This is a genomic window from Bacteroides sp. ET71 (assembly GCF_023336905.1).
Classification (GTDB): domain Bacteria; phylum Bacteroidota; class Bacteroidia; order Bacteroidales; family Bacteroidaceae; genus Bacteroides.
The window spans coordinates 1-20,475 of the sequence record NZ_JAMBLS010000009.1 but is presented as its reverse complement, the minus strand read 5'-3'; the positions used below and the strand labels follow the sequence as shown (position 1 = coordinate 20,475).

Annotated in this window: 15 protein-coding genes; 3 read left to right on the top strand and 12 right to left on the bottom strand. The window is 51.8% G+C overall.

The genetic code is table 11. The features are described from left to right. Window positions 1-81: 81 nt before the first annotated feature. From M3090_RS06765 to M3090_RS06755, 3 genes are read right to left on the bottom strand one after another with little or no spacing between them, the layout of a single operon-like run. Window positions 82-621: an FHA domain-containing protein gene (locus M3090_RS06765; protein ID WP_249054748.1), complete on the bottom strand. Its 540-nt coding sequence runs from the start codon at window positions 619-621 to the stop codon at window positions 82-84. After that, a complete protein-coding gene (locus tag M3090_RS06760; RefSeq protein ID WP_249054747.1) occupies window positions 618-1,694 on the bottom strand; it encodes an SPOR domain-containing protein in 1,077 nt (358 codons plus the stop codon). The genes M3090_RS06765 and M3090_RS06760 overlap by 4 nt, the downstream gene beginning before the upstream one ends. 44 nt (window positions 1,695-1,738) lie before the next feature. Next, on the bottom strand, window positions 1,739-2,719 hold the full coding sequence (locus M3090_RS06755) for a Gfo/Idh/MocA family protein (protein WP_249054746.1): 981 nt from the start codon (window positions 2,717-2,719) through the stop codon (window positions 1,739-1,741). Window positions 2,720-2,805: 86 nt separating this feature from the next. On the opposite strand from M3090_RS06755, the gene rfbC reads away from it, so the two are divergent. Further along, window positions 2,806-3,354 (top strand): dTDP-4-dehydrorhamnose 3,5-epimerase, encoded by a 549-nt coding sequence (rfbC, locus tag M3090_RS06750; RefSeq protein ID WP_249054745.1) that lies wholly within the window; start codon window positions 2,806-2,808, stop codon window positions 3,352-3,354. A 3-nt stretch (window positions 3,355-3,357) separates the two neighbouring features. Beyond that, window positions 3,358-4,674 (top strand): UDP-glucose dehydrogenase family protein, encoded by a 1,317-nt coding sequence (locus M3090_RS06745; protein ID WP_249054743.1) that lies wholly within the window; start codon window positions 3,358-3,360, stop codon window positions 4,672-4,674. 107 nt (window positions 4,675-4,781) lie between these two features. Here M3090_RS06745 and M3090_RS06740 read toward each other — a convergent pair whose 3' ends face one another. Next, window positions 4,782-6,029 carry a DEAD/DEAH box helicase gene (locus tag M3090_RS06740; protein WP_249054742.1) on the bottom strand — a complete coding sequence of 416 codons (1,248 nt, stop codon included), beginning with the start codon at window positions 6,027-6,029 and terminating at the stop codon, window positions 4,782-4,784. Between the two features lie 399 nt (window positions 6,030-6,428). On the opposite strand from M3090_RS06740, the gene ettA reads away from it, so the two are divergent. Then, a complete protein-coding gene (ettA, locus tag M3090_RS06735) occupies window positions 6,429-8,123 on the top strand; it encodes an energy-dependent translational throttle protein EttA (protein ID WP_249054741.1) in 1,695 nt (564 codons plus the stop codon). Between the two features lie 188 nt (window positions 8,124-8,311). On the opposite strand, the gene M3090_RS06730 is transcribed toward ettA, so the two are convergent. The 8 genes from M3090_RS06730 to M3090_RS06695 form a co-directional block, all read right to left on the bottom strand. Further along, window positions 8,312-9,634, bottom strand: a complete 1,323-nt coding sequence (locus M3090_RS06730) for a DNA/RNA non-specific endonuclease (RefSeq protein ID WP_249054739.1) — start codon at window positions 9,632-9,634, stop codon at window positions 8,312-8,314. A gap of 71 nt (window positions 9,635-9,705) precedes the next feature. Further along, window positions 9,706-12,183, bottom strand: a complete 2,478-nt coding sequence (locus M3090_RS06725) for a choice-of-anchor J domain-containing protein (RefSeq protein WP_249054738.1) — start codon at window positions 12,181-12,183, stop codon at window positions 9,706-9,708. Between the two features lie 18 nt (window positions 12,184-12,201). Beyond that, the gene (locus M3090_RS06720) at window positions 12,202-14,889 is read right to left on the bottom strand and encodes a TonB-dependent receptor (RefSeq protein ID WP_249054737.1); all 2,688 of its coding nucleotides are present in this window, start codon (window positions 14,887-14,889) and stop codon (window positions 12,202-12,204) included. A 555-nt stretch (window positions 14,890-15,444) separates the two neighbouring features. Next, a complete protein-coding gene (locus M3090_RS06715; protein WP_249054735.1) occupies window positions 15,445-16,299 on the bottom strand; it encodes a DUF4469 domain-containing protein in 855 nt (284 codons plus the stop codon). A gap of 109 nt (window positions 16,300-16,408) precedes the next feature. After that, entirely contained in the window at window positions 16,409-17,662 is a 1,254-nt protein-coding gene (locus M3090_RS06710) for a DUF1015 domain-containing protein (RefSeq protein ID WP_249054734.1), read from the bottom strand. 12 nt (window positions 17,663-17,674) lie between these two features. Then, window positions 17,675-18,598, bottom strand: coding sequence for an NAD(P)-dependent oxidoreductase (locus M3090_RS06705; RefSeq protein ID WP_249054733.1), 924 nt, complete (start codon window positions 18,596-18,598; stop codon window positions 17,675-17,677). Window positions 18,599-18,947: 349 nt separating this feature from the next. After that, complete coding sequence (gene serC / locus M3090_RS06700) at window positions 18,948-20,015, bottom strand: 3-phosphoserine/phosphohydroxythreonine transaminase (protein WP_249054731.1); 1,068 nt, start codon at window positions 20,013-20,015, stop codon at window positions 18,948-18,950. 271 nt (window positions 20,016-20,286) lie between these two features. Next, on the bottom strand, window positions 20,287-20,475 hold a 189-nt coding region (locus tag M3090_RS06695), incomplete at its 5' end, for a DbpA RNA binding domain-containing protein (RefSeq protein WP_249054730.1).

The following is a 20,475-nucleotide window of genomic DNA, read 5'->3' as shown; positions in this document are numbered from 1 at the left end:
CTGTGACATATATGAGAGCTGATGAAATATTAATAGAGAGCTTTCTTTTGTGATTGGAGAGAATATTTCTTTTTTGAAGATTTATTCTTTGGGTGCTTGGGGTGTGTATGTGTGCAAGATAAATGTTGTAGCACCAATTGTAATGATTGCACCTTCTTCTATTCGGATGCGATCTTTATCCTCTAATAATTCGTTGTTTAGGAAAGTTCCAGTTAAGCTAGGAGCATCGCGCAAAGTGTATATCAAATCTCCTTGCTTATTACGTTTTACATTAATAATGCAATGGAATCTATCCATACTCATGTCTGAAGTTTCAATAGGCACTTGAATCGTATTTCCTATGCATCTACGGCCAATAATATTATCTCCTTCACGTAGAGGAAATATTTGTTTAAAACCAAAAGAATTTTCTATGACGGTAATGTATCCAAAAGTATCTTTGTATTTGTTTTCATCCAGATTTTCTTCTTTATGAATTGCTTGTATTTTAGTTTTTCCCAAACGGATAGCAAACTGTTTCTTACAATGTTCGCATATGAAAACCAATGATTGACCTTCTTTGTATTTCGTTTCGTCGAAAGTCAAATAATTTTCGCATTTAGGGCAGCGTATTCGTTTCATTGTTCCTGCTTTTTCTTAAGAATCCAAGCATTCTTATAATTTTTATTTTGACGTAACTTGTTCAAAGCTCGATAAGCTTCTGTCTCGTTGGTGTAAGAATTTACGCATACACGCATTTTCCCGTCTCCAATGATGGCTTTGGCATCTGAAAATCCTTTTTTTATCAATTCATCTGCCATACTTTGGGCATCATACTTTGTACCTACACTAGCAACTATGATATGATAATCTTTAGTGTAATTAACTGTAACTTTGGGCATTGGTGGCTTATTCGAAGGCATTATTGTGCGTGGAGCAATTTTGTTTTCATTTTTTTTATTTATATCTGTTACTTTTGTCTTATCTGTAGGGCGGATAATTGTGATGTATGTCGTTGGGGGAGTTTCGTGAATAGCTAAAGGAGTTATCGCTAATGATTGTGGAGCTATTTCTTCGAACATATCTGTCGGGAATAACTGAGCATAATTCCCTTTGATGACTTCCGTATTCTCTACCGGGATAGAAAGAGTGAAGAAAAGTATGACAATTGCTGCTATAGCAACGGCGTTAGAGAGAAAAGATGCATTTATAGATATTTTGAAGTTTGGTTTCCGATCATTCTTTATCACGGAAGAAGTCGGGAAAGGTATTTGTTTAGATACAGGTTGCGTTGCACTTATTTTTTGTATGTTAAGAGGAGCGAACCCAAATAAAGCAGGTGCTTGGATTTGTTGTTGACAGGGTATAAATTCAAATGTATTGTAGATTGAAAGGCGCAAAGAACCAATATCTGTTAGTATGATTTCACCTTTGGTATGAAGGTTAGATATCAATTGAGAAACTTCATGCTGCAATCTTTGTGAAGCTTTTGAGAAATTGAGATTTTCTGCTGCCATGTAAGATTGTACTAACAGGCCATCATTCATTTTAAGTTGTGGATTAAAGCCAATCATTCGTGTGGGTGGTAAAAACATATTTCTTTCTTCCATCCACATGGCAGGTGTATAATGAGCTATAAATCCTCCTAATTCAGGAACGATGACACAATCATTGTCTGTAAGCAGTGTCTTTATATGTTGAGCTAGTTCTATCATGTTACAAAAATATTATAAAAATCTCAGATATATGAATTTTCTTTTCAAAAATCATCTGCCGGAAAGTATACTTCCCATTTGCGGCGAAGCGTATCAAGCATTCGCATAACATAAAGTGTTTCCTCATGTGGCATTTCATTGGTTTCTATTTGTCCTTTTTCCAGAGCATGAATAGATGCTAGAACTTCATATTCGAAACCATTGATTTGTGGTGGGCAGCAGATTTCTTCAACAACTTGGTGATCTGTAGAATATATAGTTGCTCTTTGTGGATTGTTTATATTATCTATAATAATGTATCCTTGGTTTCCGGCAATAATTCCTTGTCTGTCTCCTGCACAATATATATTGCTTTGCATTACAGCCATACGCCCATCATGATATGAAAATGTGATACTATTTTGTGCATCTACATTTGTATTCGTTTTAAGACAAGTGGAAGTAATCTTTTCAATATCTTTGCCAAAAGTCATGAGAGCGAAGTTGATAGGATAAACCCCCAAGTCTAGTAATGCTCCGCCTGCTAGCTCAGGGCGCATTATACGTTCTTTCCCGAATATTGGATAGCTAAGGCTGGCCGTGAGTGTCATAGGAGTGCCGATACGTTCGTTGATTAGCTGGCGGATTGTTTGAGAGAAAGGAATGAAGCGTGTCCAGATTGCTTCGGTGAGAAATATATTTCTGGTTCGAGCCAGATTTATTAACTCTTCAGCTTGATGGGCATTGGCTGTGAAAGCTTTTTCACACAATACAGGTTTATCGTGTTGCAGACACAATTTAGCGTGCATATAGTGATGTGAGTGAGGGGTGGCGATATAGACTAAATCTATATTGGGGTCTTTAACTAATTCTTCGTATGAGCCATAAGCTTTGGACATTTGGTATTTTTGTGCGAATAGTTGAGCTTTCTCTGCATCTCGTGAAGCAATGGCGTATGCTTCTGTCTCTTCTAATTCGTTTACAGTAACAGCCATTTTGTGTGCGATATGTCCGGCTCCGATAATTCCTATTTTATATTTTTTCATAATGCTTGCATTGGGTTCTGGTGCAAAGATAAGATTTTTCGGAAAAATATTTCTACTTTTGCCTCGTATTTTAAATATAGTGTTAAATGAATTACATACAGACAGAAATTAATGGTGTATGGCTGATAGAGCCCAAGGTATTTGCTGATGCTCGTGGATATTTCATGGAGGCATTTAAAGAAGCTGAATTCCGGGAACATATAGGAGATGTGCATTTTGTGCAGGACAATGAGTCGAAATCTTCTTTTGGAGTTCTTCGAGGCTTGCATTATCAGAAAGGAGAATATAGCCAAGCTAAATTGGTACGTGTATTGCAAGGGAAGGTTCTTGATGTAGCTGTCGATTTGAGGCGTTCTTCACCTACTTTTGGACGATATGTTAGTGTGGAGTTGAGTGATGAGAATAAGCGGCAGTTCTTTATTCCCAGAGGTTTTGCACATGGCTTTTTGGTGTTAAGTGATGAAGCCTTGTTTACTTACAAAGTAGATAATATATACGCTCCTCAGGCTGAGGCTTCTATTCGTTATGACGATCCGGATTTGAAGATTGATTGGCCTATTGCTATGTCTCAATTGGTATTGTCGGTAAAAGATAATTGTGGCGTTGCCTTTAAGGATGCTGTTTGTTTTGACTAGGCTATGAAGATAGCGATAGTTGGCACAGGATATGTTGGCTTGGTGACAGGTACGTGTTTTGCAGAAATCGGCGTACATGTTATTTGCGTGGATACCAATAAGGCGAAGATTGAGGCTTTGCAAAAAGGCCATATACCTATTTATGAAAATGGCTTGGAGGAAATGGTTTCTCGCAATGCAAAAGCTGGCCGCCTGAGTTTTACTACTTCATTGGAAGAATGTTTGAATGAGGTGGATGTGGTGTTTAGTGCTGTTGGTACCCCGCCTGATGAGGATGGAAGTGCAGACCTGAGTTATGTGCTTCAAGTAGCGCATACCATTGGGCGAAGCCTACAGAAATATGTATTAGTGGTGACAAAAAGCACAGTGCCTGTGGGGACAGCGCAGAAGGTGCGTATGGCTATTTCTGAAGAGTTGGGTAAGAGAGGGGTGGATATTCCGTTTGATGTGGCTTCTAATCCTGAATTTTTGAAGGAAGGCAATGCTATCAACGATTTTATGAGCCCAGACCGTGTGGTTGTCGGGGTTGATTCGGAGCGAGCCAGAAAGTTGATGACCAAGTTATATAAGCCATTTCTTCTTAATAACTTTCGTGTCATATTCATGGATATTCCTTCGGCAGAGATGACGAAATATGCTGCAAATTCCATGTTGGCTACTCGTATTAGTTTTATGAATGATATTGCTAATTTATGCGAGTTGGTTGGCGCTGATGTTAACATGGTTCGCAGTGGTATTGGTTCGGATACCCGTATTGGTCGTAAATTCCTTTATCCAGGCATTGGTTATGGTGGTTCCTGTTTTCCTAAAGATGTGAAAGCGCTTATTAAGACAGCAGAACAGAATGGGTATGAAATGCGTGTATTGCGTGCTGTTGAGGAAGTGAATGAGCGTCAGAAAGGAGTGCTGTTTGATAAATTGCAAAAGCTTCTTGGGAAGGAGTTGAAAGGAAAAACCGTTGCTATGTGGGGATTGTCATTCAAACCGGAAACGGATGATATGCGCGAAGCTCCTTCTTTGATTCTTATGAAGCGTTTGCTAGAGGCTGGATGTCATATCAGGGTATATGACCCGGTAGCAATGAACGAGTGCCGCCGGCGGATGGGTGATGATGTGTATTATGCGAAGGACTTGTATGATGCTGCTCTTGAGGCTGATTCGTTGCTCTTGGTGACAGAGTGGAAGGAGTTCCGTTTGCCTTCGTGGGCTGTAGTTAAAAAGCTGATGCGCAGGCCTTTGGTCTTGGATGGGCGAAATATTTACGATGGTGCCGAGATGGAAGAGCTAGGGTTTGAATACCATTGTATCGGGAAATCTTGACAGGTCTTTCTGCACCTGAAAATACTAATTACGCGGATTGCGCACTTCTTGTTTAAAAGATGTAAGTGCGTGGTTCGCGTAATTAGTGTATTGGGGGGCAATGGCCTTTAGTCTTTTTTGTTTCTGTTCCTCCTTCTGTCCTTGTTGTTACCGCGCCCTCCGTTTCGTCGCCCGCTCTTACCGTTGCTTTTGCGTCGTTCGGCCGGTTTGTATTCAGGGGCGGGGCCAAGTTCTTCGGGTAGGGGAATCTTGTAGATATCTTTTTCCAGAAACTTTTCTATGTTGTGGAACTTGCCTTGTTCTTGTTCGTTGACGAAGGTCAGGGCTACACCGTCGTTGTTGGCGCGGGCTGTACGTCCGATGCGGTGCACGTAGTCTTCGTTGTCGTGGGGTACGTCGTAGTTGATGACGAGGCGGATGTCGTCGATGTCAATGCCGCGGGCCACGATGTCGGTGGCTACGAGTATGTTTATTTGTCCGGACTTGAAGCGGTACATCACGTCTTCGCGTTCGGCCTGTTCCAAGTCGCTGTGCATTTCTCCTACGTTCAGGTTCATGCGTTTCAGTGCTTTGGTCACTTCCTTCACTTTCAGCTTGGATGAGGCGAAGATGATGACGCGTTCGGGCACTTGTTCGGCGAAAAGGCTTTGGATGATGCCGAGTTTCTGCCCTTCATGGCAGATGTAGGCAGCCTGTACAATCTTGTCGGCGGGCTTGGAGACGGCCAGTTTCACTTCGGCGGGGTCGTGCAGGATGTTTTGTGCCAACTGCTGTATCTTGGCGGGCATGGTGGCGGAGAACATGATGGTCTGCCGTTCTTTGGGCAGGTAGCTGACGATTTGCATGATGTCGTCGTAGAAGCCCATGTCCAGCATGCGGTCGGCTTCGTCGAGGATGAAGAACGACACGTGCGACAGGTCGACGTAGCCCAGGCTGAGGTGGGCAATGAGTCGGCCGGGGGTGGCTATGACCACGTCGGCGCCCAGCGTCAGTCCTTTCTTTTGTTGTTCGAACAGGATGCCGTCGTTGCCGCCATACACGGCCACGCTGGACACGGGCATGAAGTAGGAAAAGCCTTCCATCTGCTGGTCGATTTGCTGTGCCAGCTCACGCGTGGGTGCCATCACGATGCAGTTGATGGCGTCAGACGGGTATCCGCCTTCGGACAATTTGTTCAATATGGGCAACAGGTAGGCGGCTGTCTTGCCGGTGCCGGTTTGTGCCACGGCTATCAGGTCGCGTCCTTCCAGCAGCAGGGGGATTGATTTCTCTTGTATCGGGGTGCACTCTTCGAAGCGCATGGCATCCAGGGCGTCGAGCACCTGGTCGTTCAGGTTCAGTTCGGAAAACTTCATGGGGTTCTTTATCAATTTGAGCGCAAAGTTAATATAAATCCGCGAAAGTGCAAGGCGTATGCTGTCAAAAGGGCTGGCCGCCTGGCTTCTCCCGTGGTCTTAGGTATGCTTTTCCCCGGAGTTTCCTGTCCTCTTCCCGGGTTTCAGATGGGAATCATCATGCATGATGGCAGGCATCATCGTATATGATGGCAGGCATCATCGTATATGATGGTAGGATCATCGTACATGATGATAGGCATCATCGTACATGATGGTAAGGTCGCCCGGCGTGTCTTCTGCCTTCATCCCGGGGGAGAGGCGGGGACAAAGTGGGGGATTCGTTGCTGGTCTCGCCAATTTTTCGTAAGTTTGTGCCCGATTCATTCTTACATTAAACAAAATCAGGAAACAAGAATTATGGCAACTACAACGGACGACAAGAAAATCATTTTCTCGATGGTCGGCGTGAGCAAGACCATCCAGCAGAACAACAAGCAGGTGCTGAAGGACATCTACCTTTCTTTTTTCTATGGGGCCAAGATTGGCATCATCGGTCTGAACGGGTCGGGAAAATCGACATTGATGAAAATCATCGCCGGGTTGGATACCTCTTACCAGGGGCAAGTGGTGTTTGCGCCGGGGTATAGCGTGGGCTATCTGCCGCAAGAGCCGTACCTCGACCCCGAGAAGACGGTGAAGCAGGTGGTGATGGAAGGTGTGCAGCCCATTGTGGATACGTTGGCCGAGTATGAGGAAATCAACCAGAAATTCGGGTTGCCCGAGTATTATGAGGACGAGGACAAGATGAACCAGCTCTTTGCCCGTCAGGCTGAACTGCAAGACCAGATTGATGCTACCGATGCCTGGAACCTGGACTCCCGTCTGGAACGGGCCATGGATGCCCTGCGTTGTCCGCCCGAAGACCAACTGACGGCGCACCTGTCCGGAGGCGAACGCCGCCGCGTGGCTCTATGCCGCCTGCTTTTGCAGAAGCCCGACGTGCTGCTGTTGGACGAGCCGACGAACCACTTGGACGCTGAATCCATCGATTGGTTGGAGCAGCATTTGCAGCAATACGAGGGGACGGTCATCGCCGTGACGCACGACCGCTATTTCCTGGACCACGTGGCCGGATGGATTCTGGAGCTGGACCGTGGCGAAGGCATCCCCTGGAAGGGCAATTACTCCAGTTGGCTGGAGCAGAAAACCAAGCGTATGGAGATGGAAGAAAAGGTGGCCAGCAAGCGCCGCAAGACGCTGGAGCGTGAATTGGAATGGGTACGCATGGCCCCCAAGGCACGGCAGGCCAAAGGTAAGGCCCGTCTGAACTCGTACGATAAACTGCTGAATGAAGACGTCAAGGAGAAGGAAGAGAAGCTGGAAATCTTCATCCCCAACGGCCCGCGCCTGGGCAACAAGGTCATCGAAGCACGCCATGTGGCCAAAGCATACGGTGACAAACTGCTGTTCGACGACCTCAACTTTACCCTTCCGCCCAATGGCATCGTGGGTGTCATCGGCCCCAATGGAGCCGGTAAAACCACCCTGTTCCGCCTTATCATGGGCTTGGAGCAGCCCGACAGCGGTGACTTCGAGGTGGGCGAAACCGTCAAGTTGGCCTACGTCGACCAACAGCACAAGGACATCGACCCGGAGAAATCCGTCTATCAAGTCATCTCCGGTGGCAACGAACTCATCCGTATGGGTGGACGTGACATCAATGCCCGTGCCTATCTCTCCCGTTTCAATTTCTCCGGAGCCGACCAGGAAAAGAAATGCGGCGTCCTCTCCGGCGGCGAGCGCAACCGCTTGCACCTGGCCATGGCGCTGAAGGAAGAAGGCAACGTCCTCTTGTTGGACGAGCCGACCAATGACATTGACGTCAATACCTTGCGTGCGTTGGAAGAAGGTTTGGAAGACTTTGCAGGTTGTGCCGTGGTCATCAGCCACGACCGCTGGTTCCTCGACCGCATCTGTACCCATATCCTGGCCTTCGAGGGCAACTCGAACGTGTTCTTCTTCGAGGGCTCTTATACGGACTACGAAGCCAATAAGCTGAAACGCCTGGGGCGTGAAGAGCCGACGCGGGTGCGTTACCGTAAGTTGGAATAAACGCAGAATCGGTAAAAGATAAGGAACCACAGATAAAACACGGATAAAACAGATTTCCACGGCAGCTTGAGGGAGGGAATCATCCCTTGGCATCAGTGATTATCTTGTTTTATCCGTGTTTTATCTGTGGTTCCTTGTTTATCTGTGGTTCCTCGTTAATGGTGTGTTCCGGCGTTCAGGGGGAGTACTTATTCCGTAATCACCCATTGCCATTCATTTCCCTGATAGCTGGCTTCTACCTCAGTTTCCACGTTGTCCGGCAGGTTGCAAAAGAAGTCCAGTCCCGTCTCCTCCTCCAGTTCGTCGATGCTGAGCGCATGAGCCTGTGTCACGTCGACAGGTGCCTGGTGATTGTTGCTATACCCGTAGTCATCTTTGTGTTCCACCAAGAAGCCGATGGCCTGGTAATTGTTGCCCTCTTGTGCCAAGATGGCCATGAAGTAGTAGGCCGGACAGGCCAGTCCATGACGGGTCAGGCCGTTGGCATCAGTCTGTGGGAGTCGTCCGTCAGCAGCTTCTTGTGTACCGGTGAAGTCGGTGAGCAAGTTGTTCATTGTCCCTCCCTTGGCCACGTAGATATGCTCATAGTTGCCGGAGCGCGCCCAAGACTGCAACAGCTTCTCGAAGGTTATCCAGTAGCCGCCGTTGAAGGAATTCATCTGCGGGCTGATGTTGGTGTAGTAGAACGTCTGCTCGTTGGCTGTGCGGTTGTATACGCGGTCTTCCGAGGCACAGAGATGTCCCTTGTCGAAACCGTCACTCTTGTGGTCGCTTTCCTCCGGGCTGGTAGGGACGAAGGGGTCGGACATCCAGGCATCGTCGCTGCGGTTCACGTTCTTCTGGCTGGTCTCTGCATCGAAACTGAAGGCTACCCAGGCGGCGTGGCGTTTGTCTTCGACCCATTCGAGGGCGTAGTTCAAAATCTCGTTATCGTTGTAATTCACCGTATGCTCTACGTATTGGTTGGCAGCATCAAGATGGGGGATGGACAGGTCTGTGACAAAAGGATAGCCTTCCAACGGCTGGTTGGCGTTGGTATTCTCGGCTGAGGGGTCGCGTTGCTCCGTACTGTCGATGATGTATTCCACGCCCACGTTGTTACCCTCGATGTAGGCAATGCGCAGTTTCAGGTAAGTGTAGAGCAGAGTAGAGGTGTGGCGTATCCAGTAGCATTTACCTTCGGCAATAGAGGCCGTAGGCTGCCAGTCGCCCGTTTCTGTCGGTATTGCCGTCATTTCGTCCAAGCGTTGCTTGTCAGTGCCGGCAAATTGATAGGCGTCTCCTGCCAATGCTTTTTCTCGTATATACAGAGGGTCGGACAGGCCTTCCGGCTTGAGTGTGTTGAAGCCTTGGGCGGCACTCTCATATCCTTCCATTACATCGAACGTAGAGCCGCTGATGGTGGGTTGGTCATTGTCGGTCGAAGGGGGAAGGGAATTTTCGTTGTTGTTATCGCATCCAGCTAATCCAGCCAACATTGCAATAACGAAGATAAGTAGGTTTCTTTTCATCGTATACAAGGACAAAAAAGGAGTTATGGGATTTTATATCCTGTAACTCCTTTTTATATTAAACAAATGTATTATTCGTCTACCTCTTTGAAAGAGATATTCTTTACTTCAATGGTTGGTGCTACGCTTTCGGTGCTAACATAGTGGAAAGCCAGGCGTATCTTCTTTCCAATATAAGCACTCATGTCCACCGGACCCATAGTTGTGAATGACCACGACGTACCTTCAGGCCATCCTTCCATTTCAAGCACTTCTTGCGTAGCGGTAGTAGCATCGCCGTTATAGTTTGTCAGCACCACTACATTGAACAGTTGCGAGCGGTCGTTGCCGTTCAAGTAATTGATGGCCACGTCAAAGCTTAATTGCGGATTGATGCCTTTCGTCAAATCCAGTTCGGGAGATACCAGCCAACTGTCTGTCTTGTTGTTTGTGGAGTTGGCATATCCTGAAGCTTTCCATCCGTAGTTTGCATCCAGAGTCCATACATAATTCAGACCTGAAAGTTCCACGTCTTGGGCTACAAAACCGCCGCTTTCACCATCAAGCAAGCTCGATTCGAGATAGACGAGAACCTCGATCCATGAGCCATTCATCTTCTTGAATGTCGTTACAGCCGGGGCTGCCACGGTCGTTTCCGTCCATGTTGCTCCGTCGAATGTAAATCCTGTTGCTACGATATCGCCGTCGCTATTGTAGTAGATTACGGCTGCTTCATCATCGGCCTGTGCATACGGATACTTTTGGCTAAGGAAGGTAGGCAGCATATTGCTGGGGCTTGATACATAGTCTTCGCCCATTTGTGCATAGTCAGCAGGCTGTACCACTGCAATTTGAGCATCGCTGTTGGTGTATTGGCTCCATACGCCGTTGGCTGCATCGTAACGGTAAACTGCCGAAGCATTTACATCGGAAGCTGAACGGGTAGCTGCCTTAGTTGTGGCAGACATTGCTTCTGTTTCGGGCATTTCTTGGAACAAGCAAACATCCCAATAGTTAGACTGGCCCGGCTCTTTTACGAGCAGGTTTTTGATTTCCCATGTAGCGGCAGTAGCAGTGGTGCTGACATACTTAAAGGCAATGTGAATTTTCTCACCTTTGTATGCAGACAGGTCGGCCTCACCGGAGTTGACGAAAGTCCAGTTGTTTCCTTCCGGCCAAGTCGGCAGTTCCAGTTCTTTCCATGTTGCCGTAGTAACATCATCTACATAATCTGTGGAAACCATTACCGATACGAAGTCTGCACGGTTGGCTCCTTTCAAGAAGTTCAAGGCCATATCTGCGGAGAATACCGGACTGCTGGCGTTGGTAAGGTCTATTTCTGGGGTTACCAGCCAACTTTCTGAAGGTACGTTTGCTCCGTTGATAAAGGCTCCGGCTTTCATGCAACTATAGCCATCGTCATAGGTCCACGCATAGCTCATGCCTTCGCCCAGTGAGATGTCTTGTATAGTAAGGTCGCCTTGTCCCTCTGCCAGCGTTTCGTTGTAGTAAGTTGCGACTTCAAATACCGAAGAGGCATAGCAGGCAAAAGAGTAGCTGTCTTGGTAAGGATACAGTTTGACTGTCTTGCCGGTTGTGACATTGCTGATGGCAAAGGTTCCGTCTCCGTTGGGAGTAATGGTCCATTCGCCACCGCTGGACGGGAATGAAGTGGAGACGTTGAAGTTGTTATAGTTACCACTGTTGTAGACATATTGTCCCCATGTGTTCAGCAAAGAATAGCCGTTGTCCGTCTTACTGATTTCCATGACTTGCTCCGCACCCTCATCGTTGCTGATGATGCCGTCTGTAACATTGATGGGGTCGGGATTCATATATCCGAAAGGTCTGCTTTCGTCATCGAGCTTTCCGAAAGGATAATAAGTGCCATCCGGAGCTTGGGCTGCAATCACATATCGTCCGCCGGTGGCATCCAGTTCGTCCACTTTACGATAAACCATCGGAACGGTTTCACCGCCTCCCGTGCTGGGTTCGGTTTCCGAATATACGTAATTTACCAGTTTCATGGTTCCGTCGGCCGGTTCGTTGATTGCATTGGCCAGGATGTTGGGTATCTGTCTTATGGTAGAAGGCGTAAGATAGGTGGCCGATATTGACTCGCCCCATACGCTGCGGTAATCCGACGAGCTTAGCTGGTATTCTGTGGTACCGTTGAATACTTTGACGTAGTCGGGCAGGTCCTGATAGTAGTTGTAGTTTACGGTCACTTTGGAGTCATTGTCCAAATAGGGATACAGCGTTTTCAAATAAGGCGGCATGTAGGTAGCGATGGGTGCATCGTCGGTAAAATATTTGTTGGTACCTACGGCGGTTAGTGCTTTCAGATAGGTTTCTCCTTCAGGATCTAGATATAATGCCGTATCTCGGTTGGCTTCCAAGTTGGCGATGGCACTATAGTCGCTGGCAACCAACGTAATGGTGTCTGTCCTTACGTCAGTGGGCTGTGCCAGTTCATCGTAGCCGGGGAAGTTGTCCTCGTTGTAGTCGCAACTGGCCACGGTCAGCGAAGCGGCTGCAAACAAACTGTATAGTATGTATTTATGTTTCATAATCTGTTGCGTTAGGGATTAGAAGTTGAATTTCAGTCTCACGGAGTAGGTGCGTCCGAAGCCGTAGAACACGCGCTCTACGTCTTCCCACGTGCTGCCGTCCCAGGCATCGGCGATGTACTCTTGGTTGAAGAGGTTGTTGACGTTGCCGCTGAGGGTGGCACGCACCTTGCCGAAGTCGAAGGTGTAGCCGGCGTTGAGGTCGAACAGGTGGTAGGAGGGCACTTGCCAGGGTTTGCCGACGATGTATTCTTCGCCCAGTTTGGCTGAGCTGGCTTCGATGTCGTAGTCGGCGAAGAGGCGTGCGGCGAAGTTCCAGTCGAGGCCGATGCGGAGGCCTTCCATGGGTCGGAAGGTGACGCCGAGGGCTGCGGTGGTCTGTGCGGAGCCGCCTACGTTGACGTTGTCCATGCGGATACGGTAGCGGTATTGTTCTACGTTAGCCATGTCTTTTATCGGCTGTTCGGTTGCTACGTCCATGATTTGGCCTGAGGAGTTGTAGAAGAAGCCGGTGGCCAGTCCGTCCCAGCGCCAGTCGCCCCAGGAGAACATGCCGTCGAGGCTGAACCAGCGGGTGGGGCGGTAGTTGAAGTCGAGCTCGATACCCATGTGTTTGGCGTTGGCTCCGGTCATGTTGAGGGTGTAGCGTTCGCCGCTGCGGCCGGTTTGGCTGTCGAACAGGCTCTTGTCCATCCATTGGGTGTAGTAGGCGTTGATGTTGGCTGCGAAGACGCGGCTGCGGAAGCCGTAGCCCACTTCGAAGGACATGACCTTTTCGTTGAGGGCATCGGGGTTGCGGTCGTGCGAGTTCTGGGAGTTGATGAACGAGGTGTCGAACATCGGGGCGCGGCTGATGAAGCCGGCGTTGAAGAAGACGTTGTGCTTGTCGGTCAGGTTGTAGTTGACGCCGCCTTTGATGTTGCCGCCCAGGTAGTTCTTCTTGCCGGACTTGGCGTGGTCGGCGTCGTAGTAGAAGCGGTCGTAGCGCCAGTAGCCGGTGTTGGACAGGCCGCCGGAGATGAAGGCGGAGAGTTTGTCGCGGTTGTATTCCAACTGGGCGAAGACGCCTTCGGACATGACGTGGCCGTCGTAGTCGCGGAAGATGACGTCGCCCACGCCGAGTTTCTGGTTGACGAAAGCGGGGTTGGCGGCTGCGGCGTTGTTGGCGGGCGAGACGATGGAGCGGTTGTAGCTGTCGACGAAGTACTGGCCGCTGAACAGGTCGGTGATGATGTTCTGGTGCAGGCCTTTGTAGTAGCGGAAGTCGATGCCGCCATAGAAGTCGAAGTATTCACCGAACTTGGTGGTGTAGGTGGACAGGAGGCCGTACCATTCGTGGTTGTTCATCATCTTGCCTATGATCATCTTCGAGCCGGTGGTGCTGGCGGCGTTGAGGGCGTCGACGGCGTCGTAGTCGAAGGTGCCGTCGGGTCGGCGGAAGGTGTTGTTGACGTAGCCGTTGGAGGCGCCGTACCAGAGGTTGCGGTGTTCGCTGTCACCGCCGGTGTAGCTGCCGTGTCCGCGGGCGATGGAGGCGTAGACGGCGGTGCTCAGGCTGGACTTGTGGTCGATTTGCCAGAGGTGGTTGAGCGAGATTTGGGGTTTGTGGTAGGCGTTGAAGTTGGACACGTAGGCCTGGCCGTTGCGGTAACCGAAGGTGGGGTTGTACTTGTAGGGGCTGTCGTCGCCCATGTATTGTTTGACGCGCTGCCACTCTTTGATGGAGAGGGCGTTGTTGTAGTTGCGCTGGTCGTGTGTCTGGGGTGCGCCGAAGACGGTCAGCGAGAGCTGGTGGTTGTCGTTGATGCGCTTGGCGATGCTGGCGAAGTAGTTGTAGCCTTCGAAGGCGGTGCCTTGGATGTAGCCGTCGCCCCAGGTTTTGGCTCCGAGCAGGGTGAAGGCCCAGCCGTCTTTGGTGAGGCCGGAGGATACGGTGAAGAGTATCTTGTTGTATCCGTCGTTGCCCATGGCGTAGGAGATGGAGCCTCCTTTCTTGGCGTCGGTGCTCTTGGTGATGATGTTGATGGAGCCTCCGACGGCGGGGACGGATACTTTGGAGGCGCCCAGTCCGCGCTGCACTTGCATGGTGCTGGTGACGTCGGAGAGGCCGGCCCAGTTGGACCAGTAGACTTTCTGGTTTTCCATGCCGTTCATGGGGACGCCGTTGATCATCATGGCCACGTTTTCGCTCTTGAAGCCGCGGACACGGGTGCTGGCGTCGCCGAAGCCGCCGCCGTCTTTAGTGACGTAGACGCCGGGGGTGGATTTGAGCAGTTCGGGGAACTCCTGTGTGCCGAGCTTCTCTTCGATGAAGGCGGGGCCGATGTTGCTGACGGCGATGGGGGTGCGGCGGTCGACGGCCACGCTGGAGGTGATGGTGACGTCGGCCAGCAGCACGGCGTCGGCCTGCATGCGGAAGGTGCCGAGCTGGGTTTTGCCGTCTTCAAGGGTGTACTTCATTTCCTTGTAGCCGACGTAGGTGAACACGAGGGTGGCGCGTGGGGGGACGGTCTGCTGGAAGTTGCCGTCGATGTCGGTCACGCTGCCTTGTGTGGTGCCTTCCACCACGACGCTGGCTCCGATGAGCGGTTCGCCGGTCTCGGCGTCGACCAGTTGGCCGCTCACCTTGACGTTCTGCGCGTAGGCCGTGAGGGTGCCCACGCAGAGCAGGGCTGACAACAGGATGTGCAAAAGATGTCTTTTCATACTGTTTGGTTTTAGTGAATAATTAGTGAATATTTACTGTTAACGCATCGTTAACATCTGTTTCGTTGTGCAAAGGTAAGCAATATAACTTAAATGTATGTTACAACAGTATGACTATTTGCAGGGGTGAAGTGTTAAAAGCGAGGGGGAGGGGGTGTAAGTTCAGGAAGGGAGAGGGAGCTGTCATGTTGAGCGGAGCGCAGCGCAGTCGAAACATCTCCCTTACGTTGTAGGTGCTCGTAGGGAGCTCCTTCGACTGCGCCCTTCGGGCTTCGCTCAGGATGACAGGAAAGAGGGGGGCGTAAGTCGGGAGGGGATGTGGCATCTGTCATCCTGAGTGGAGCGTAGCGGAATCGAAGGATCTCACCTGGAGCCAGGGGGGAGTGGGATGTGAGTGGGGGCCTGAAAATCTCACACCCCCGTGAGCTATATACCTCACGGGGGTGTGACCTATGTACCTCACGGGGTGGTGAGCTATGTACCTCACGGGGTGGTGAGCTATGTACCTCACGGGGTGGTGAGGTAGCTACCTCACGGGGTGGTGAGTTTTTTCCCTTATCCGAAGGTGCCCTGCCCGCTGTCGTCGTCATCGCCACTGCCGGGGGTGGTGGGCGATGATGCCTGTCCCACGGTGAAGGCGCTCTGGAGGGTGAACTCGCGTGGCTCTTTCAGGAAGACGCCGGGCCGCGCGCCTATCTGCGTCTTGAGCGTCACCGACCACGTCGACCCGTCGGGCACCGATGCGGGCAGGATGAAGCCCACTTCCTTCGGCTCGTTGGGGTAGAGGTCGGTGGCGGAGATGAAGATGGGTTCGGCCTCTTCGTCCACGCGGGTCAGCGTGATGCCTGCGCCCGAGTCGGCCGGGCCGTCCACCTTGAGGTTGCGACCGCGGATGATGGTGGTTGCGCCGGCCTTGACGGGGACGGACTCGCCGCGGGTGACGGCGGCGGGGTTCTTGGCGTCTTGCGAACTGATGACGGCCGAGATTTCGGGACCCACCTTCGCCTTGTCCACCTCGACGTTGATTTTAGCGTTGCCCAGCATCGCGGTCATCCCCTGGCTCATGGTGTAGCCCACGCTCAGCTTGATGCGGCCCGTGTCGATGGCGGCCAGTTCGGCAGCCGTCACGATGCCCTGCACGTTGGTCTGGAAATAGCCCAGCGGGGTGTTCACGCTGAAGCCGTTCGACAGGTACCACGCCGCCAGCTCCAGCACCTCGTTGGTCAGCATCTCCACCTCCGAGGCCGTCTTCCCCCCGTGGTTTTGGGCCACCTCCTTCGCCAGCGCCTTGATGTCGAGCGTGTCCTGCCGCCTGATGCTCAGGTAATAATCGTTGTCGATGTCCTTTGTCAATAGATTCTCTTGCGCCAGCAGGTTCAGCACACTGCGCTGGCTGTTCTTCTCTTCCATAATCTTTGGGTATTAATAAGGTTATTAAAATAGTTAGTAATTGGTAGTTAGTAGTTGGTAGCTTGTCAACTCGTCAACTTGTCAACTTGTCAACTCGTCCCCTCGTCAACTACTCCAACTTATGAATCACCAGCCCCGAGCGCAGCTTCGGTTCGAACCACGTCGTCTTGGGCGGCATGATGTTGCCCGTGTCCGCGATGTCCATCAGTTGCTTCATGCTGACAGGATAGAGCGCCAGCGCCATGGCCATCTCGCCACTGTCCACCCGCCGCTTCAGCTCGCCCAGGCCGCGTATGCCGCCCACGAAGTCGATGCGCCGGTCCGAGCGCAAGTCGCGTATGCCCAGCAACTCATCCAGTATGTAGCGCGACGAGATGGTCACGTCCAGCACCCCGATGGGGTCCGCATCGTCATACGTCCCCTCGCGTGCCGTCAGGCTGTACCACCGCCCGTCCACGTAGAGCGCGAAGTTGTGCAACCCCGTCGGGCGGTACGGCTCGTCCGCGCCCCGGTCCTCCACCGTGAAGTGCTTGCCCAAGGCTTCGAGGAACCCGGCGGGCGTCATCCCGTTCAGGTCGCGCACCACGCGGTTGTAGTCGATGATGGTCAGTTGCCCCGCCGGGAAGCACACAGCCATGAAGTAGTTATACTCCTCGTTCCCCCGGTGGTTGGGGTTCTGCCGCGCCTTCTCCGCACCCACCAGGGCCGCCGCCGCACTGCGGTGATGCCCGTCGGCAATGTACAGCGCAGGCATCTTGTCAAACTCCCGCGTGATAGTCTCGATGTCCTTCCCGTCGTCCACCACCCAGAACGTGTGGCCGAACCCGTCGCCCGGCGCCACGAAGTCATACTCCGGCTCGCGCCCCGCCACGTAGCGGCGCACCAGCGCGTCCAGCACCTCGTTGTCCGGATAGGCGAAGAACACCGGCTCGATGTTGGCGTTGCACACCCGTACGTGCTTCATCCTGTCCTCCTCCTTGTCGCGGCGCGTCAGCTCATGCTTCTTGATGACCCCGTTCAGGTAGTCCGGCACGTAAGCCCCCACCACCAGGCCATACTGCGTCCGCCCGTTCATCGTCTGCGCATATATATAATAATGTGCATTCTTGTCCTGCACCAGCCAGCCGCGCTCCTGCCACAGCCGGAAGTTCTCGGCCGCCTTCTGGTACACGCGTTCGTCGTGCTCGTCCGTCCCCACGGGGAAATCAATCTCTGGGCGGATGATGTGGTAGAGCGACATCTCATTGCCCTCGGCCTCACGGCGTGCCTCGTCCGAGTTCAGCACGTCGTAGGGGCGCGATGCCACCCGCTCCACCAACTGGCGGGGCGGGCGCAATCCCTTGAAAGGTTTGATTGTTGCCATGCACCCTCCTCCTTACTTGTTCACCCGGAAGCGTTCGCACCCGTCCTTCAGGAAACCCACAATCTGGCGTGCGGCAGCAATGCCCGCGTTGATGTTGGCCTCGGCCGTCTGTGCCCCCATCTTCTTCGGGGTAGAGAAGTAGCGTCCGGCGGCCACCTCCTGGAACTCGGCATGGCGCACCGGCATGATGTCGGTCATATACTTCAGGTCAGTACGCTCGCCCAGCAGCTTCAGCATCCCCTCTTCGTCGATGACCTCCTTGCGGGCCGTATTGATAAGGACACCGCCCTTGAGCATCCGTCCCACCAGGTCATGGCCTATCGAACCCTTCGTCTCCGCCGTGGCGGGTATGTGCAGCGACACGACGTTGCATTGCGCGTAGAGCTCCTCCGCACTGTCCACGGGCGTGATGCCGTCCTGCTTCATGGCCTCCACGGCAGCGGGGAAGGCATCATAGGCCAGGATGTCCATGCCGAACCCCTTGGCTATGCGGGCCACGTTGCGCCCCACGTTGCCATAGGCATGTATGCCCAGCTTCTTGCCCTTCAGCTCCGTGCCCGAAGTGCCGTTGTACAGGTTGCGCACGGCCATCACCATCAGGCCGAAGGCCAGCTCGGCCACGGCGTTCGAGTTCTGTCCCGGGGTATTCATCACGCACACGCCGTGGGCGGTGGCGGCAGCCAGGTCTACGTTGTCATAGCCCGCACCGGCGCGTACCACAATCTTCAGTTGCTTGGCGGCGTCCAGCACCTCGGCGTCTACCACGTCGCTGCGAATGATGAGGGCATCGGCATCGGCCACGGCTTCCAGCAGGCGGGCCTTCTCGCCATATTTCTCCAGCAGTGCCAGTGTGTAACCGGCGTTTTCTATCTCTTTGCGTATGCCGTCTACGGCCACTTGGGCGAACGGCTTGTCTGTTGCGACTAATACTTTCATAATGATAAGATGATTAAATGATTATTGAGTTGACAAGGTCTTATTGTAGTTGACAAGGGGACGAGTTGACGAGTCAACAAGGTCTTGTTGTTGTTGACAAGGGGACGAGTTGACGAGTCAACAAGGTCTTGTTGTTGTTGACAAGGGGACGAGTTGACGAGTCAACAAGGTCTTATTGTAGTTGACAAGGGAACGAGTTGACGAGTCAACAGGGGCTTGTTGTAGTTGACAAGGGAACGAGTTGACAAGGGATAACTCCTGTCCTTGTATCCTCGTCAACTTGTCCCCTCGTTAACTTGTAGCCTCGTCAACTTGTCAACTTGTCTCCTCGTCAACTAAAAAGGATTCATCAATGTTGACGTTCGAACTCCTGCATGCAGTCGATGAGTGCCTGTACGCTTTCTTTGGGCAGGGCATTGTAGCACGATGCACGGAATCCGCCCACCGAGCGGTGTCCCTTGATGCCGACCATGCCGCGCTCTGTGGCAAACTTCAGGAAGTCTGCCTCGAGTTCCTTGTATTCGGGTGCCATGACGAAGCAGATGTTCATGCGCGAGCGGTCTTCCTGCACGGCCGTGCCCTGGAAGAGCTTGTTGCGGTCGATTTCTCCGTAGAGCATGTCCGAACGCTCAATGGCGCGGCGCTGCATTTCTGTTACGCCGCCCTGGGCCTTGATCCAGCGCAGGGTCTGCAGGGCTGCGTAGATGGGCACGACGGGCGGTGTGTTGAACATCGAGCCTCCGTCTACGTGTGTCTTGTAGTTCAGCATGGTGGGTATGTATCTGCTGACGCGGCCCAGGGCGTCGTCTTTCACGATGACGAAGGTCACGCCGGCAGGTGCCAGGTTCTTTTGTGCGCCGCCATAGATGCAGATGTATTTGGAGACGTCGACGGGGCGGGAGAAGATGTCGGACGACATGTCGCCTACCAGGGGTACGTTGACGTCGGGGTCGGTGCGCAGTTCGGTGCCGAAGATGGTGTTGTTGGTCGTGATGTGGAAGTAATCGGCATCGGCAGGCACGGTGTAGCCTTTGGGGATGAAGGTGTAGTTGGCATCGGCCGAGGAGGCGACTTCTACGGTTTCACCCAGTCCTTTGGCTTCTTTCAGGGCTTTTTTGGCCCATGTGCCGGTGTTGAGGTAGGCTGCCTTGTGCTCCAGGAAGTTGTAGGGCACCATGCAGAATTGCAGGCTGGCGCCTCCGCCGAGGAAGAGGACGGAGTATCCGTCGGGGATGTCGAGCAGTTCTTTGAACAGGGCGCGTGCTTCGTCTACTACGGGTTGGAAGTCTTTGGCACGGTGGCTGATTTCCATCAGTGAGAGGCCTGAGCCGTTAAAGTCGAGGATGGCCTGGGCTGTTTTCTCAATCACCTCGCGGGGCAGAATGGAGGGTCCCGCATTAAAGTTATGTTTCTGCATAGGTAAAATGTTTTTTAGTTACACATTTTGTTGATTAGTTGGTGTCTTATGACCGGGCGAAATTACGGAAATATTTCGGTAAACCAAATCTTTCCTGCTGCTTTTTCAGCGGATGGGGTGTTTTTCCTTTCGTTTTATTGTCGGATGGGTGATTTCTGTGCCAATTTGTTATGCGGAAGTGCCAATGTGTGGAGGGTGGATGCGTTTTGTAAGCGGGTGGGGGTGGTGTGGGTGGAATTGTCAGTTTTCGGGCGTGAAAAGTGCGGGTTTGTCACTTGGCCTGCTCGATGCGTGTGTGCATGCCTTTGATTTTTTCGCCTTGCACCAGTCGGAGTGTCTGTTGGAGGCGGTTGCGTCGTATGGCGGCGAGGGCGAAGTGGGGGAGTATGTCGATGCGTCCGAGGTCGTCGCGTCCGAGTCCTGCTTTTTTGCCGAGGAAGCCTGCGACGTCGGCGCGGCT

Bases quoted from the DNA above. Each gene is read 5' to 3' on its own strand.
- serC (WP_249054731.1), bottom strand. From the start codon at position 20,015: ATGCAGAAACATAACTTTAATGCGGGACCCTCCATTCTGCCCCGCGAG.
- ettA (WP_249054741.1), top strand. From the start codon at position 6,429: ATGGCAACTACAACGGACGACAAGAAAATCATTTTCTCGATGGTCGGC.
- M3090_RS06740 (WP_249054742.1), bottom strand. From the start codon at position 6,029: ATGAAGTTTTCCGAACTGAACCTGAACGACCAGGTGCTCGACGCCCTG.
- M3090_RS06730 (WP_249054739.1), bottom strand. From the start codon at position 9,634: ATGAAAAGAAACCTACTTATCTTCGTTATTGCAATGTTGGCTGGATTA.
- M3090_RS06725 (WP_249054738.1), bottom strand. From the start codon at position 12,183: ATGAAACATAAATACATACTATACAGTTTGTTTGCAGCCGCTTCGCTG.
- M3090_RS06755 (WP_249054746.1), bottom strand. From the start codon at position 2,719: ATGAAAAAATATAAAATAGGAATTATCGGAGCCGGACATATCGCACAC.
- M3090_RS06715 (WP_249054735.1), bottom strand. From the start codon at position 16,299: ATGGAAGAGAAGAACAGCCAGCGCAGTGTGCTGAACCTGCTGGCGCAA.
- M3090_RS06765 (WP_249054748.1), bottom strand. From the start codon at position 621: ATGAAACGAATACGCTGCCCTAAATGCGAAAATTATTTGACTTTCGAC.
- M3090_RS06710 (WP_249054734.1), bottom strand. From the start codon at position 17,662: ATGGCAACAATCAAACCTTTCAAGGGATTGCGCCCGCCCCGCCAGTTG.
- M3090_RS06705 (WP_249054733.1), bottom strand. From the start codon at position 18,598: ATGAAAGTATTAGTCGCAACAGACAAGCCGTTCGCCCAAGTGGCCGTA.
- M3090_RS06760 (WP_249054747.1), bottom strand. From the start codon at position 1,694: ATGATAGAACTAGCTCAACATATAAAGACACTGCTTACAGACAATGAT.
- M3090_RS06720 (WP_249054737.1), bottom strand. From the start codon at position 14,889: ATGAAAAGACATCTTTTGCACATCCTGTTGTCAGCCCTGCTCTGCGTG.
- M3090_RS06745 (WP_249054743.1), top strand. From the start codon at position 3,358: ATGAAGATAGCGATAGTTGGCACAGGATATGTTGGCTTGGTGACAGGT.
- rfbC (WP_249054745.1), top strand. From the start codon at position 2,806: ATGAATTACATACAGACAGAAATTAATGGTGTATGGCTGATAGAGCCC.